Raw genomic sequence first — 14534 nt, 5'->3', positions numbered from 1 at the left:
GCGCCGGTCAGGGCCGCGAGCGAGGCCCTGGCAGTCCTCGTCAGGACTTGAACGCGCGCGCCGAGATATCCTTCAGGGACGCCGTTTCCTCGATCAGGAGCGCGCGGCGGCCGCTCTCGGCCGGGGCCGCGGCAGTGCCCTTCAGGTCCTGCAATTCGCGTTCGAATTCCTCGGCCTTCAGCCGGAAGAAGCGCTGCGACAGATCTTCATACATCTCGCGCGCCAGCAACAGCCCCATCCCGATCGCCGACAGGATGAAGAGCGGGTGCTGGTAGATGAAGAGAAACGTGACCAGATGCACCGTGATCAGCGCCAGCGCACCGGCGCGCAAAAGCAGCGCCGGCCAGTCTTCGGGTTTGACATTCTTCAGATATCTCAGCATGGACCGATCCCCGCCTCCGTGTAAGCCATCACGTTATCTGCCCTGAAACCCGGGCGGAAGGGCGCGAAGCCCCCTTCCCCGACCCCTTACGACGCTGCTTTGCAGATGGCCATGCGCGCCCGCGACGCAAGGGGCACAAAGCCCGCCTGGAGGGCGCCCCGCCTGCGCTCAGGTCAGCCGTTGACGGACCATCGGGCCGACGGCGGCGAAATCCATCCGCCCGGCATATCTGGCCTTCAGCTGCGCCATCACCTTTCCCATGTCGCGGATCGAATTGGCCTCGGTCTCGACGATTGCCGTGCCGATGGCCTCGTCGACCTCGTCCGCGGTCAGCTGGCGCGGCAGATATTCCTCGATCACCGCGATCTCGGCGCGTTCGCGTTCGGCCAGATCGAGGCGCCCGCCCTCTTCATAGGCACGGGCGCTTTCCTGTCGCTGCTTGACCATGCGGGCGAGGATCGCCAGCACCTCGGCCTCGCTCACGCCCTCCTCGCCATCCCCGGTGCGGGCCGCGATGTCGCGGTCCTTGATCGCGGCATTGATCAGCCTCAGCGTTCCGAGCCGGTCCGCCTCCCTGTCCTTCATCGCCGCCTTGAGCGCCGCAGAAATGCGGGTGCGTAGGTCCATCGGCTGCCTCTTGTCGTTTGCCAAGGTCAAGTTGAGCAAGATAAGGGTGGGGCCCAGGCATGACAACCCTGGCAAGATGACACTAAGATACTGAATTTAAATGATTCTACATTTTGCCGCTGGCCCTTGATTCTTCTTTTGCCTCGACCTAGTGTCCGGCCGACCAGCGCCCAGGAGTTCCCGATGCCAGCCGCAACGCCTCACCCGACCGCCTGCCTGACCCTCGCTGACGGAACCGTCTTCTATGGCCAGGGCTTCGGAGCCGTGGGCGAGACGGTGGCCGAGCTCTGTTTCAACACCGCCATGACCGGCTATCAGGAGATCATGACCGACCCCTCCTATGCGGGTCAGGTGGTGACCTTCACCTTCCCCCATGTCGGCAATGTCGGCGTCAATGGCGACGATGACGAAACCGCCGATCCGGTCGCCGCAGGCATGGTGGTCAAATGGGACCCCACCGAGCCCTCGAACTGGCGCGCCACCGATGCGCTGAAGGACTGGCTGGCCCGGCGCGGCCGGATCGGGATCGGCGGCATCGACACGCGGCGACTGACCCGGGCGATCCGCCAGCAGGGCGCGCCGCATGTGGCGCTGGCCCATGATCCCGAGGGTCGGTTCGACATCGAGAAGCTGGTGGCAAAGGCGCGCGCCTGGTCCGGGCTGGTCGGGCTCGACCTGGCCAAGGACGTCACCTGCGCCCAGAGCTATCGCTGGGACGAGATGCGCTGGGCCTGGCCCGAGGGCCACGCGAAACGCACCGAGCCCGGCCACCGGGTCGTGGCCATCGACTATGGCGCCAAGCGCAACATCCTGCGCTGCCTGGCCTCGGCCGGCTGCGACGTGACCGTGCTGCCCGCCAGCGCCAGCGCCGAGGATGTGCTGGCGCTCGAGCCCGAAGGCGTGTTCCTGTCGAACGGCCCCGGCGACCCGGCAGCGACCGGTGAATACGCGGTGCCGATGATCCGCAAGATCCTGGACAAGGACGTGCCGCTGTTCGGGATCTGCCTTGGCCACCAGATGCTGGCCCTCGCCCTTGGCGCGAAGACCGTCAAGATGAATCACGGCCATCACGGCGCCAACCACCCGGTGAAGGATCTCGAAACCGGCAAGGTCGAGATCACCTCGATGAATCACGGCTTCACCGTCGACAGCCAGACCCTGCCCGAGGGCGTCAAGGAAACCCATGTCTCGCTGTTCGACGGGTCGAATTGCGGCATCCGCATGACCGACCGGCCGGTCTTCTCGGTGCAGTATCACCCCGAGGCGAGCCCGGGCCCGCAGGACAGCTACTATCTGTTCGAACGCTTCGCGACCGCGATGGCAGACCGCAAGCAGGCCTGACGGGCGGGGGCTCCGGCCCCCTGCCCCCTGAACCTTCCGCGCGCCGGGGCTCAGTCTTCCAGAAGCTCCAGCACCCGTTCGGGCGGGCGGCCCAGGACGGCGCGGCCATCGGTCATCGCCAGCGGCCGCTCGATCAGCTTCGGATGCGCGGCCATGGCCGCGATCAGCACCTCGTCGGGGGCGTCCTTCGTAAGTTCCAGCTCGGCAAAGAGCGGCTCGCCGGTCCGCATCATGCCGATGGCGGGACCGCCCAGCATGTCGAGAACCTCGCGCAGCTCCTTCTCGTTCGGCGGCACCTCGAGATAGCGCCGCACCCGAGGCTCGACGCCCCGCTCCTGCAGAAGCGCCAGAGCCGCGCGCGACTTCGAACAGCGCGGGTTGTGCCAGATCACGATCGCCGTCATGTCCTGCCTCCTATTGCCAGTCCTCTCGCCCCGTGCCCACGGCCTCGGAGACATGGGCGAACCCGTCCCGCGCCAGCAGCCCGTCGAGCCCCTCGACGATGTCGCGCACGAGGCTCATGCCGCCATAGACGAGCGCGGTGTAAAGCTGCAGCGCCGAGGCGCCCGCGCGGATCTTGGCATAGGCCTCCTCGGCCGAGCCGACACCGCCCACCCCGATCAGCGGCAGACGCCCGCCGGTCGCGACCGACAACCGCGCCAGAACCCGGGTCGAGCGCGCGAAAAGCGGCGCTCCCGACACCCCGCCTGCCTGCCCCGCATCCGCGCTTTTCAGCCCGCTCCGGGCCAGCGTGGTATTGGTGGCGACGATGCCCGAAACCCCGGCCTCCAGCGCCACGGCGGCGATATCGTCGATCTCGGCATCGCTCAGATCCGGCGCGATCTTGAGGAAAACCGGGACCGGGCGGGAAAGTTCCGCCCGCGCCGCCATCACGCCCGCCAGAAGCGCCGCCAGCGCGTCGCGGCCCTGCAGATCGCGCAGCTTCTCGGTATTGGGCGAGGAGACATTGACCGTGGCGAAGTCGACATGCGGCCCGCAGGCCCTCAGCACCGTGGCGAAATCGGCCGCCCGGTCGGGACTGTCCTTGTTGGCCCCGAGGTTCAGCCCCACCGGCACGCCCGCAGACCGCGCCGCCAGCCGGGCGCCGATCGCCGCCATGCCCTCGTTGTTGAAGCCGAAGCGGTTGATCGCGGCCCGGTCCTCGATCAGACGAAAGAGCCGCGGGCGCGGATTGCCGGGCTGCGGGCGGGGCGTCGCGGCGCCCACCTCGAGAAAGCCGAAGCCCGCGCGCATCAGCGGGCCCAGCGCCACCGCGTTCTTGTCATAGCCGGCGGCGAGCCCGACCGGGTTGGGCAGCGAAAGCCCGGCCAGATCGGTGGCGAGCCGCGGGCTGGTCAACTGCCCCGGCAGCGGCACGAGGCCACCGCGCAGCGCCATCAGCGACAGCGCATGGGCCCGTTCCGGCTCGATCCGGTGAAACACCGCCAACCCCACCCGTTCGAACGGCGTCATATCATGCCCTCGGGAAAGATATGCCCCGTCGCACCCAGCGGCAGCGACTTGTCCCAGACCAGATCCGCAAGCCGGAGTTCGCGGTAGAGATGCGGAAACAGCGCGCCGCAGCGCGAGGGCTCCCATTTCAGGTCGGCCCCCAGACGCTCGGCCGCGACCGCGACCAGAACCAGGTCGCTTTCCCCGGCGAAATGCTTCTCGGCGGTGGCGGCCACCTGCCCGGCGGTCGAGAGATGGATGAAGCCATCGGCCAGATCGACCGGCGCGCCGCGGCTGGCGCCCCGTTCACGGAGCGCGTCCCATTCGGCGCGTCGGAAAATCTTGTAAATCAGCATGCGCCCGACATGCCCGCTGCCGCGGCCCGGGTCAAGCGCGGCGGGCTTTGACAGGCTCCGCGAACCGCGCCAATCTGCGCGAATCGACCAGATGGAGACCCGGACCGATGATCATGCGCATCTTCCCTGCGACCGCGGCACTGGCGCTGCTGGCCGGCACCGCGCAGGCCGATATCGCGCTGACCCTGCTGCATACCAATGATGTGCATGCCCGACTCGAGCCGATCTCGGAATACGATTCGGGTTGCTCCGAAGAGGACAATCTGGCCGGCGCCTGTTTCGGCGGCACCGCGCGGCTGGCCACCGCCATCGCCGCGGCGCGGGCCGAAGGCCGGCCGACCCTGCTGTTCGATGCCGGCGATCAGTTCCAGGGCACGCTGTTCTACAGCTACTACAAGGGCAAGGCCGCGGCAGAGATGCTCAACCGGCTGGGCTATGATGCGATGGCCGTCGGCAATCACGAATTCGACGACGGCCCGGGCGGGCTGGCCGAGTTCGCCGCCCGGCTGAGGATGCCGCTCTTGATGGCCAATGCCGATCTCTCTGCCGAGCCACGGCTGAAGGATGCGATCCGGAAATCGGTGGTGATCGAGGCGGCGGGCGAGCGGATCGGCGTGATCGGCCTGACGCCGCGCAGCAATCCCGAGCTGGCAAGCCCCGGCCCCGATATCGTCTTCACCGATCCGGTTGAGGCGGCGCAGGCCGAGATCGACCGCCTGACCGCCCAGGGCATAGACAAGATCGTCCTGCTCAGCCATTCCGGCCATGAGACCGACAAGCGGATCGCGGCCGAAACAACCGGCCTCGACGTCATCGTCGGCGGCCACAGCCACAGCTTGCTGTCGAACACCGACGAGACCGCTGCGGGCCCCTACCCGACCATGGTGGGCGATACCGCCATCGTGCAGGCCTATGCCTATGGCCGGTATCTCGGCCGCCTGGACGTGGTCTTCGACGACACTGGCAAGCTGGTGTCGGCCGAGGGCGAGCCGATCCTGCTCGACGCCTCGGTCGCCGAGGACGAAGCCGTCAAGGCCCGCATCGCCGAGCTCGCCCGGCCGCTCGACGAGATCCGCCGGAAGGTCGTGGCCGAGACGTCGGCCCCGATCGATGGCGATCGCGGCGCCTGCCGCGCGGGCGAATGCGCGATGGGCAATCTGGTGGCCGAGGCGATGCTCGACCGGGTGCGCAGCCAGGGCATCTCGATTGCGATCCAGAATGGCGGCGGCCTGCGTGCCTCGATCGACGAGGGGCCGGTGACCATGGGCGAGGTGCTGACGGTCCTGCCGTTCCGGAACACGCTTGCGACCTTCCATGTCAGCGGCGCGACGGTGCGCGCGGCGCTCGAGCACGGACTGAGCCAGGTCGAGGAGGGCGCGGGACGCTTCCCGCAGGTCGCAGGCCTGCGCTTCAGCTGGGATCCCGGGGCGGCGCCCGGCGACCGGCTGCGCAAGATCGAGGTGAAGGAGGGCACCGAGTGGGAGCCCCTCGACCCCAAGAAGAGCTATGGCCTCGTGTCGAACAACTATGTCCGGAACGGCGGCGACGGCTACACCATGTTTCTCGACGCCCGCGAGGTCTATGATTTCGGCCCCGACCTGGCCGATGTCACGGCCGAGTACCTGGCCCGGAACGCGCCCTATGCGCCCGGGACCGACGGCCGCATCGCCACCGACTGAGCCTTTTGCCCCCGGAGCCGGGCCCGAGACCGGTCCCGGCCGGATCGCGGTCCGGTGGTCGCACCCCAGTCCCGGTTCAGTCCCGGTTCGGCCCCACTCCGCGCCCCCTCCGGATACCGGCAGAGAATTGGCGGGTACTGGCCGGCTACTGGCCGGCTACTGGCCAGTCCCTCTCCGCGCCGGGGGCCTTGCGATCTTCCGGGTTGAACTTGCGCTGCGTGACGGGTTCAACGGGCCGAGCCCGTCCGCCGGAGAGCCGCGATGCCCGATCCCCGTTCCGCCCTGCCCGACCCGGACCCGACCGCACCTTCCGAAGCGACCGGCGTGCTGGTCGCGGGCGCGGGCTTTGCCGGGCTGACAGCGGCCATCGAGGCCCGGCTTCGCGGCGCCGAGGTGACGCTGATCGATCCGGCCCCGAGGCCGCTTCTGGGCGGGAATACCCGCCATTCCCGCAATATCCGCCTTGCCCATGACGGCGAGACCCGCTGGCAGCGCGGCAGCTACACCGCCTCCGAATTCGAGGCCGACATCGCGAGGCTCGTGCCTTCCGATACCGGGCTTGCGGGCGTTCTGGCGCGAGGCTCGGCCGAGCTCGGGCCCTGGCTGTCGGCACGCGGCGTCGCCTTCGAGCCCTGGGACGAGGGCAACCTGCCCTTCTCGCGCCGCACCGCCTTCTTTCTGGGCGGCGGTCAGGCGCTGACGAATGCCCTCTGGCGCGCGGCCGAGCGGCTGGGCATCCGCATCCTCGAAGGCCGGATCGAGGCGCTGCCACCCGACTGGGCCGAGGACCGGCCGCTTCGGCTGAGCGTGCACACAGGGCCCCGTGAGACAGACACCGGGACCTGCCATATCGAGGCCGGGGCTCTGGTCCTGGCCACGGGCGGGTATGGCGCCAACCGGGCCGCGCTTGTCCGCCATCTCGGCCCGGGCGCGGCCGCCTTCGCCAATCGCGGCACCCCGTATCAGGAGGGCGCGCCGCTTCTGTGGCTGATGGACCATGGTGCGGCCACGGTCGGGCAGCCGGGCGACGGCCATCTCGTCGCTGTCGATGCGCGCGCCCCCGGTGAGGATGCAGGCATCGTCAGCCGCGCCGACGGCATGCATCTCGGCCTCGTCGTCGATGCGAGGGGACAGCGGTTCCGCGACGAGGGCTCGGATGTCGGATCGGCCCGCTATTCGGTCTGGGGCCGGGCACTTGCCGAGCGCGCCGATCCGCGCGCCTGGCTGATCCTCGATGCCGACGGCGCGGCCAGGCTGCCGCCCCTGCCTTACCCGCCGCTCAGCGCCGGAAACCCGGCCGATCTGGCAAGGCTTTGCGGCATCGACCCCGCGGGGCTTGCCGCGACGCTGGAGGCGCTCGCCGCGCATCTCGACCGCGGCGCCCCGCTCGAACCACCCCGGAGCCGCCCCGAAGGCCTGCCCTTCCCGGCGCCCCTCCGCCCGCCCCTCGCGGCGATCCCGCTGCTGCCGGGGCTTGCCTTCACCCGCCACGGGGTCGCTGTCGACGGCACCGCCCGGGTGCGGCTCGAGGACGGCGGCAGCGCGCATCGGGTCTTTGCCGCGGGCGCCGCGATGGCGGGCGGGCTGCTGGGCCAGGGCTATCTCTCGGGCAGTGCGCTGGCCATTGGCGGGGTCTTCGGCCGGATCGCCGGGGCGGGCGCGGCCAGCATCGCGGGCCCCGACGCCCGCCAGGCCGGGCCCGGCGCCGTCCCGTCCCTCCCGGCGGCGGACCCCGCCCCCCCCCTCTCACAGCCTGCCTCCGCGGCCTCCAGGCCCTGGCAGGAGGCCGCCCGCGCGCTGAACATCTGCAATAGCTGCGGTTTCTGCACCGGGCTTTGCGCGGTCTTTCCGGCGGCCCAGCTCCGTCCGGCCCTCGCGGCAGGCGATCTGCGCCACCTGGCGCATCTTTGCCATGACTGCCGCTCCTGCCATTACGACTGCCAATATGCCCCGCCCCATGCGCTGGCGGTGAACCTGCCCGCGGCCCTGGCCGAGGCGCGCGCAGCCGATTACGCCGCCGGCCTGCCCGCGCGCCTGCCCGGGGCGATCTTCCTGCTCTGCCTTCTCGGCCTGCCGCTGCTGGCCCTTCTGGCGATCCCGCCCGAGAGGCTCTTTGCCACCGGCACCGCGCCCGGCGCCTTTTACGAGGTGATCCCGCATTGGCTCATGGCCGGAGGCGCGGGGCTGGCTTTCGGCGGCGCGGCGCTGGTGCTGGCGATCCGGCTCGGACGGTTCTGGCGTCAGACCAGAGGCCCCGCCGCGCGGCCGGGCATCCGCCCCCTGCTCCGGGGACTGGGTGCGGCGCTGCGGCTCAGCAATCTCGGCGAGGCGCGCGGCTGCGACGGGCCAGAGGGCCCGACCGGCCCGGCGCGGCGGATCTTCCATCACCTGCTGGCGGGCGGCTTCGTGCTGACCGGGCTGGCGACGCTGGCCGGGGCCCTGCTTCACGCCCGGGGCGAGATCGCGCCCTATCCGCTGGCCTCGGCCCCGGTCGGGCTGGGCACGCTGGGCGGTCTCGCCATGCTTGCCGGGCTTGCGGGACTGTCGCATCGGCGCATCCGGGCCGACCGCCGCCCTGCCTCGGCCCGGATGGAGACCGCCGACCGCGACCTGAGACGGGCCCTGGGCATTGTCGCGGGCTCGGGCCTCGCGCTGCTGGCCCTGCGCGACGGGCCGGCGATGGGGCTGATGCTGGCGCTCCATCTCGGGTCGGTCCTGGGGCTCGCGCTGGCGCTGCCCTTCGGCAAGCTCTCGCACGGGGCCTATCGCGGCCTCGCCCTGATCCGCCACGCCGCCGAACGCGCGGCCCGGCCAAGGCCCCGTCGCTGAGACCCGTCGCCGAGACCCGTTACCGAACCCTGCCGCCGAACCCGTCCCCCAGGCATCGTCCCCAAGCATCGCGCTTGACAAGCGCGCGCCCGGAAGGGCATGAACCGCCGCGCTGGTGCCCGTCATCGGACGGGTGAAAAGGGAATGCGCCAGAGGCCGGGTTCGATGCATCGGGCCTTCAAGCGCAGCCGCCCCCGCGACCGTGACCGGAGAGGCCGCCCGCATGCCACTGACCCGAACGGGCCGGGAAGGCAGGGCCGCCGCCGAAGGCCCCTGCCTTCGAGATCCGCAAGCCGGGAGACCTGCCAGCGCAGACGACGTGAACCGGACGGGGTGTTCCGGTGTCGGGTCCGGCTTCGGCTCTGCCCGCTCCCGCCCTTGTCCTCCGACCCGTGGGGCCCGACGATGAGTGTTTCCGTTTCCTTCCGCCGCTCCTTCCGCGACCGGAGCCGCCCGGCATGAGCGCGCCCGAGGCCCCTGCGGTCGAGCTTCTGGTCTGCACCACCTGCAAGCGCCGCCAGCCCGCCGATCCCGACGCCCCCCGCCCGGGCAGCCTGCTTCACGAGGCCGTCCGGACTCATGGCCTGCCCGAAGGCGTGCGCCTTGTGCCCGTCGAATGCCTCTCGGCCTGTGCCTCGGGTTGCACCGTCGCGCTGCGGGGGCCGGGCCGCTGGACCTATGTCTATGGCAATTTCGACGAGACGACCGGCGCGCCCATCATCGCCGAGGGCGCCCGCGCCTATCGCGACGCCGCCGACGGGCTCGTGCCCTGGCGCGAGCGCCCCGAGCATTTCCGCAAGAACTGCATTGCCCGTATCCCGCCCATGGAGGCCCTGAAATGACCGATCTCGCCAAGCTTCCCGTCACCGTCGTCACCGGCTTTCTCGGCTCGGGCAAGACCACGCTGATCCGCCACCTGATGCAGAATGCGGGCGGCCGCCGCCTGGCCGTCCTCGTCAATGAATTCGGCGATGTCGGCGTCGATGGCGAGATCCTGAAGGGCTGCGCCCTGCCCGACTGCCCGGCCGAGAACGTGGTCGAGCTTGCCAATGGCTGCATCTGCTGCACCGTCGCCGACGAGTTCATCCCGACGATGGAGGCGCTTTTGCAGCTCGAGCCGCGCCCCGACCATATCCTGATCGAGACCTCGGGGCTGGCCCTGCCGAAACCTCTGCTCAAGGCGTTCGACTGGCCCGCGATCCGCTCGCGCATCACCGTCGACGGGGTGATCGCGGTGGCCGATGCCGAGGCCGTGGCCGCGGGCCGCTTCGCGCCGAATGTCGCCGCCGTCGATGCCCAGCGCGCCGCCGATGACAGCCTTGATCACGAGACGCCGCTGTCCGAGGTCTTCGAGGACCAGATCGCCTGCGCCGATATCGTGCTGCTGACCAAGCCCGATCTCGCCGGCCCCGAGGGGCTGGCCGCCGCCCGCGCCGTGATCGAGGCCGAGGCGCCGCGCAAGCTGCCCGTGGTCGAGGTGACCGAGGGCGCGGTCGATCCGCGCGTGATCCTGGGACTTGGCGCGGCCGCCGAGGATGATCTCGACGCCCGGCCCAGCCATCACGACAGCGGCGCCGAGCATGACCATGACGAATTCGAAAGCGTGGTGATCGATCTGCCCGAACAGGACGACCCCGAGGCGCTCTCGGCCCGGATCGAGGCGCTGGCGCGCACGCAGAACATCCTGCGGGTCAAGGGCCATGTCGCGGTCGCGGGCAAGCCGATGCGGCTTCTGGTGCAGGCGGTGGGCGCGCGGGTGCGCCATCAGTTCGACCGGCCCTGGGGGCCGGACGAGACCCGCGCCACCCGGCTTGTCGTGATCGCCGAGCATGACGATATCGACGAAGGCGCGATCCGCGCGGCCCTGAGCGCCTGAGGCCGCCCCCATGCATGTCGTCTTCCGCGAAAGCCACGGGCTCGAGGAAACCGCCGTTCCGACGGATCTGGGTCAGGACCCGGCCGATCTGGCGGTGCTGTCCTTTTCCGACAGCGATCTCGGGGCCTTCGCGGCGGGCTGGCATCGCGGCGGCGGCCCCGAAGGCCGGATGCCCACCCTCAGGCTGGCCAATCTCGCGGCCCTGATCCATCCGCTCTCGGTCGATACCTATGCAGAGCGCACGCTTTCGGGGGCGAAGGGCATCCTGATCCGGCTGATCGGCGGGCGCGCCTATTGGGAGTACGGGCTGACCCAGATCGGCGCGCTGGCCCGCGCGCATGGCATCGCGCTGGCCGTGCTGCCCGCCGACGGGCGCCCCGATCCGCGGCTCGACGCGGCCTCGACCCTGCCGGTCTCGACACTCAGGCGCCTGTCCGAGCTCTGCGACGAGGGCGGTGCGGTCGCGGCACAGGCGGCGCTGGCGCAACTGGCGCTGGCCGCGGGGCTTTACGCCGCGCCCGTGATCGGCACCAAGACCGTGCCCGAGATGGGCGCCTGGAGCCCCGAGGGCGGAGCCGTGCCCGCGCCCGACCTGTCGCCGGTGGATGCCCCCCGGATCGTCCTGACCTTCTACCGCGCCTATGTCACCGCCGCCGATCTCGGCCCCGTCGAGGCGCTTTTCGACGCGTTCCGGGCGCGCGGCTGCGCCGTCACCGGCCTCTTCGTGCCGTCCCTGAAGGCGCCCGAGGCGGCGCGCTGGCTGGCGGACCATCTGCGCGCGCTGAGCCCCGCCGCCATCGTCAACGCCACCGCCTTTTCCGGCAAGGGCGAGGACGGGACCTCGCCGCTCGATGCCCCGGGCGTGCCGGTCTTTCAGGTGGCGCTGTCTTCCGCCCCCGAAACCGCCTGGGCCGAGGCCGAGCGCGGGCTGTCTCCGGCCGATCTTGCCATGCATGTGGTCCTGCCCGAGGTCGATGGCCGGATCTTCGCGGGCGTTGCGTCCTTCAAGGAGGCGGGCACGCGCGACCCCGGCCTGCAGTTCGCCCGCATCGCCCACCGCGCCCATCCGGGCCGGATCGCGGCCATCGCCGACCGCGTCTTGGCCTGGACCGGCCTTGCCCGCACATCGCTGGCGAACCGCCGCCCGGCGCTGGTTCTCTCGACCTATCCCGGACGGCCCTGGCAGATGGCCCATGCCGTCGGGCTCGATGCGCTGGCCTCGGCCGAGGCGGTGCTGGAGGATCTGACCCGCGCCGGTCTGCCGGGCGCCCCGGCCGGGGATCTTGCGGGCGATCCGGCAAAAGATCTGGCTGGAAGTCTGGCGGGGGCCCTCGGCCACGAGACCCTGAGCTGGCCGCTTGCAGATTACCAGACCGCGTTGGCCGCCCTGCCCGCCGCCTTGCGCGACGCCCTGTCGGACGCCTGGGGCGCGCCCGGGGCCGATCCGGCCTGCCGCGACGGCGCCTTTCATTTCGCGGCCACCCGGCGCGGCGCGGCGCTGGTCGCGCTCCAGCCCGAGCGCGGCACGCCCGAGAGCCGCGAGGGCGATTATCACGACCTCTCGCGGGTACCCCGCCATGGCTATGTCGCCTTCTATCTCTGGCTGCGCCGGGCCATGGGCTGCGACGCGCTGATCCATATCGGCGCGCATGGCACGCTGGAATGGCTGCCCGGCAAGGCGGTCGCGCTGTCCGAGGCCTGCTGGCCCGAGGCGCTGATCGGCGATCTGCCGGTGATCTATCCCTTCATCGTCAACGATCCCGGCGAGGCGGCGCAGGCCAAGCGCCGGATCGGCGCGGTGACGCTGGGCCATCTGCCGCCGCCGCAGCGCCAGGCCGGCAGTTCCGAACGGCTGGCCCGGCTCGAGACGCTGCTCGACGAGTTCTCCAATGCCGACGGGCTCGACCCGCGCCGCCGCGACCGGCTGATGGCAGATATCCGCGCCGAGGCGCAGGCCCTCGGCGTCGAGGCCGATCTGGGACTGGAACCGGGGCTCTCACCCGCCGAGGCCATCACCCGCATCGACCGCTTCGTCTGCGACGTCAAGGAAAGCCAGTTCGGCGACGGTCTGCATGTCTTCGGCCGCACGCCGGAAATACAGCCGGAAACACGGCCCGAGGCCGCCTCCGGCTTCGACACCGGCGCCTCTGTCGCGGCCGAGAGCGCCGCCCTTCTCGGCGCGCTGCAGGGCGCCCCGGTCGCCCCCGGCCCCTCGGGCTCGCCCTGGCGGGGGCGGCGCGACGTGCTGCCGACGGGGCGCAACCTCTTCACCACCGATCCGCGCGCGGTGCCGACGCGCTCGGCCCATGCCCAGGGCGTGCGGCTGGCCGAGGATCTGGTGCGCCGCCACCTGCAGGATCATGGCGACTGGCCCCGGCAGCTGGTCGTCGATCTCTGGGGCTCGGCCACCATGCGCACGGCGGGCGAGGATTTCGCCATGGCGCTGCACCTGCTGGGCGTGAAGCCGGTCTGGGACGAGGGCACCGAGCGCGTCTCGGGCATCGAGGTGCTGCCCGTCGCCATGCTCGAGCGGCCGCGGCTCGACGTGACCTTGCGTGTCTCGGGGCTGTTCCGCGATGTCTTCCCCGCGCTCTCGGCCCTGTACCAGCAGGCCATCCGCGCGCTGTCCCGGCGCGACGAGGCCCCCGACTGGAACCCCTATGCCGGCCGCCCCGAGACCCCGCGCGTCTACGGCCCCGCGCCGGGGATCTACGGGCTCGGCATGGAGACGCCAGAACCCACCGAGGCCGGGCGGCAGGCGGCGGGGGCCGCCTGGCTCGCCGCCAGTGCCTGGGCGCTGGACGGGGCCGAGGCGCGACGCGACGCCGAAGGCATCCGCGTGCGGGTCGCCGGGGCCGAGGCCTTCGTCCATGCCCAGGACCTGCCCGAGACCGACCTACTGCTGGCGGCCGATTACGCCCGGCACGAGGCGGGCTTTGCCGCGGCGCAGGGTGTCACCGGGGGCCGCGCCGCGCTCTACCATCTGGACAATACCGACCCCGCCCGGCCCCGCACCCGGACCCTGAGCGAAGAGATCGCCCGCGTCGTCCGCGCCCGGGCCACCCACCCGGCCTGGCTTGCCGGCATGCAGCGTCACGGCTTTCGCGGCGCGGCCGAGATCGCTGCGACGCTCGACCACATGGCGGCCTTCGCCCGTCTGGCGGGGGTCGTGCCCGACCACCTTTTCGATCTCTATTTCGAGGCCACGCTGGCCGATCCGGGCTTGACGGCCTTCCTCGAAGAGGCCAACCCGCAGGCGCTCGCGGCGATGCGGGCCGAATTCGCGGCGCTGGCGCGGGACGGGCTCTGGCAGACCCGCCGGAACTCGATCGCGGCCGCGCTGACAGATCTGGAGACCCCGAATGCCCCATGACTACGAAAAGGACGGCGCGGCGATCTACCTGCAATCCTTCGCCACGATCCGGGCCGAGGCCGATCTGGCGGGGTTCGACGCCGATGAGGAGCAGGTGGCCGTCAGGATGATCCACGCCGCGGGCATGGTCGAGCTGGCGCCCCATATCCGGTTCTCGCCCGGCATGGTCGCCACCGCCCGCGCGGCCCTCGAGGCCGGCGCGCCGATCCTCTGCGATGCGCGGATGGTGTCCGAAGGGATCACCCGCAAGCGCCTGCCCGCCGGGAACGAGATCCTGTGCACCCTGCAGGCCGAGGGCATCGCCGAGCGCGCCGCCGCCATGCGCAATACCCGCTCGGCCGCCGCGCTGGAACTCTGGCGGCCGCATCTCGCAGGCGCTCTGGTGGCCATCGGCAATGCGCCGACCGCGCTTTTCCATCTGCTGAACATGCTCGAGGACCCCACCTGCCCGCGGCCCGCCGCCATCATCGGCTGCCCGGTAGGCTTTGTCGGCGCGGCCGAGTCGAAGGCGGCGCTCTGGGCCGAACAGCCGGTGCCCTGCTGCATCGTCGAGGGGCGCCTGGGCGGCAGCGCCATCACCGTCGCCGCCATCAACGCCATCGCAAGCCGCAAGGAGTGA

12 protein-coding genes and 1 riboswitch are annotated in these 14534 nt (G+C 71.2%); of the genes, 7 read left to right on the top strand and 5 right to left on the bottom strand.

Features of this window, described 5'->3' with window-relative positions; genetic code table 11:
* Positions 1-40: 40 nt before the first annotated feature.
* Positions 41-382: a hypothetical protein gene (locus ACK8CO_RS17950; protein ID WP_080616588.1), complete on the bottom strand. Its 342-nt coding sequence runs from the start codon at positions 380-382 to the stop codon at positions 41-43.
* A 168-nt stretch (positions 383-550) separates the two neighbouring features.
* The gene (locus tag ACK8CO_RS17945) at positions 551-1009 is read right to left on the bottom strand and encodes a GatB/YqeY domain-containing protein (RefSeq protein WP_080616589.1); all 459 of its coding nucleotides are present in this window, start codon (positions 1007-1009) and stop codon (positions 551-553) included.
* Positions 1010-1192: 183 nt separating this feature from the next.
* Here ACK8CO_RS17945 and carA point away from each other — a divergent pair, with 183 nt between their 5' ends.
* Positions 1193-2350, top strand: a complete 1158-nt coding sequence (gene carA / locus ACK8CO_RS17940) for a glutamine-hydrolyzing carbamoyl-phosphate synthase small subunit (RefSeq protein ID WP_414897523.1) — start codon at positions 1193-1195, stop codon at positions 2348-2350.
* A 50-nt stretch (positions 2351-2400) separates the two neighbouring features.
* Here the strand turns inward: carA and arsC are convergent, their stop codons facing one another.
* The 3 genes from arsC to ACK8CO_RS17925 are packed head-to-tail and all read right to left on the bottom strand — an operon-like array spanning position 2401 to position 4158.
* The gene (gene arsC, locus ACK8CO_RS17935) at positions 2401-2754 is read right to left on the bottom strand and encodes an arsenate reductase (glutaredoxin) (protein WP_414897522.1); all 354 of its coding nucleotides are present in this window, start codon (positions 2752-2754) and stop codon (positions 2401-2403) included.
* A 10-nt stretch (positions 2755-2764) separates the two neighbouring features.
* A complete protein-coding gene (locus tag ACK8CO_RS17930) occupies positions 2765-3823 on the bottom strand; it encodes a quinone-dependent dihydroorotate dehydrogenase (RefSeq protein ID WP_414897521.1) in 1059 nt (352 codons plus the stop codon).
* The gene (locus tag ACK8CO_RS17925; protein ID WP_414897520.1) at positions 3820-4158 is read right to left on the bottom strand and encodes a DUF952 domain-containing protein; all 339 of its coding nucleotides are present in this window, start codon (positions 4156-4158) and stop codon (positions 3820-3822) included. The genes ACK8CO_RS17930 and ACK8CO_RS17925 overlap by 4 nt, the downstream gene beginning before the upstream one ends.
* 107 nt (positions 4159-4265) lie before the next feature.
* On the opposite strand from ACK8CO_RS17925, the gene ACK8CO_RS17920 reads away from it, so the two are divergent.
* From ACK8CO_RS17920 to ACK8CO_RS17895, 6 genes are all read left to right on the top strand, one after another.
* Positions 4266-5837, top strand: a complete 1572-nt coding sequence (locus ACK8CO_RS17920) for a bifunctional metallophosphatase/5'-nucleotidase (protein WP_414897519.1) — start codon at positions 4266-4268, stop codon at positions 5835-5837.
* 261 nt (positions 5838-6098) lie between these two features.
* Entirely contained in the window at positions 6099-8666 is a 2568-nt protein-coding gene (gene tcuA, locus ACK8CO_RS17915; protein WP_414897518.1) for an FAD-dependent tricarballylate dehydrogenase TcuA, read from the top strand.
* A 96-nt stretch (positions 8667-8762) separates the two neighbouring features.
* A riboswitch (cobalamin riboswitch) is annotated at positions 8763-8991 on the top strand.
* Between the two features lie 133 nt (positions 8992-9124).
* Positions 9125-9508: a DUF1636 family protein gene (locus ACK8CO_RS17910; RefSeq protein ID WP_201151546.1), complete on the top strand. Its 384-nt coding sequence runs from the start codon at positions 9125-9127 to the stop codon at positions 9506-9508.
* Entirely contained in the window at positions 9505-10542 is a 1038-nt protein-coding gene (gene cobW / locus ACK8CO_RS17905; protein WP_080616596.1) for a cobalamin biosynthesis protein CobW, read from the top strand. The genes ACK8CO_RS17910 and cobW overlap by 4 nt, the downstream gene beginning before the upstream one ends.
* A gap of 10 nt (positions 10543-10552) precedes the next feature.
* Positions 10553-13915: a cobaltochelatase subunit CobN gene (gene cobN / locus ACK8CO_RS17900; protein ID WP_414897517.1), complete on the top strand. Its 3363-nt coding sequence runs from the start codon at positions 10553-10555 to the stop codon at positions 13913-13915.
* Positions 13905-14534 carry a precorrin-8X methylmutase gene (locus ACK8CO_RS17895; protein ID WP_414897516.1) on the top strand — a complete coding sequence of 210 codons (630 nt, stop codon included), beginning with the start codon at positions 13905-13907 and terminating at the stop codon, positions 14532-14534. The genes cobN and ACK8CO_RS17895 overlap by 11 nt, the downstream gene beginning before the upstream one ends.

The sequence above is a fragment of the Rhodovulum sp. HP10 genome, from assembly GCF_047553435.1.
Taxonomy (GTDB): domain Bacteria; phylum Pseudomonadota; class Alphaproteobacteria; order Rhodobacterales; family Rhodobacteraceae; genus Rhodovulum.
Note: the sequence above shows the minus strand (reverse complement) of the source record. Positions and strands in the feature narration are given on the sequence as shown.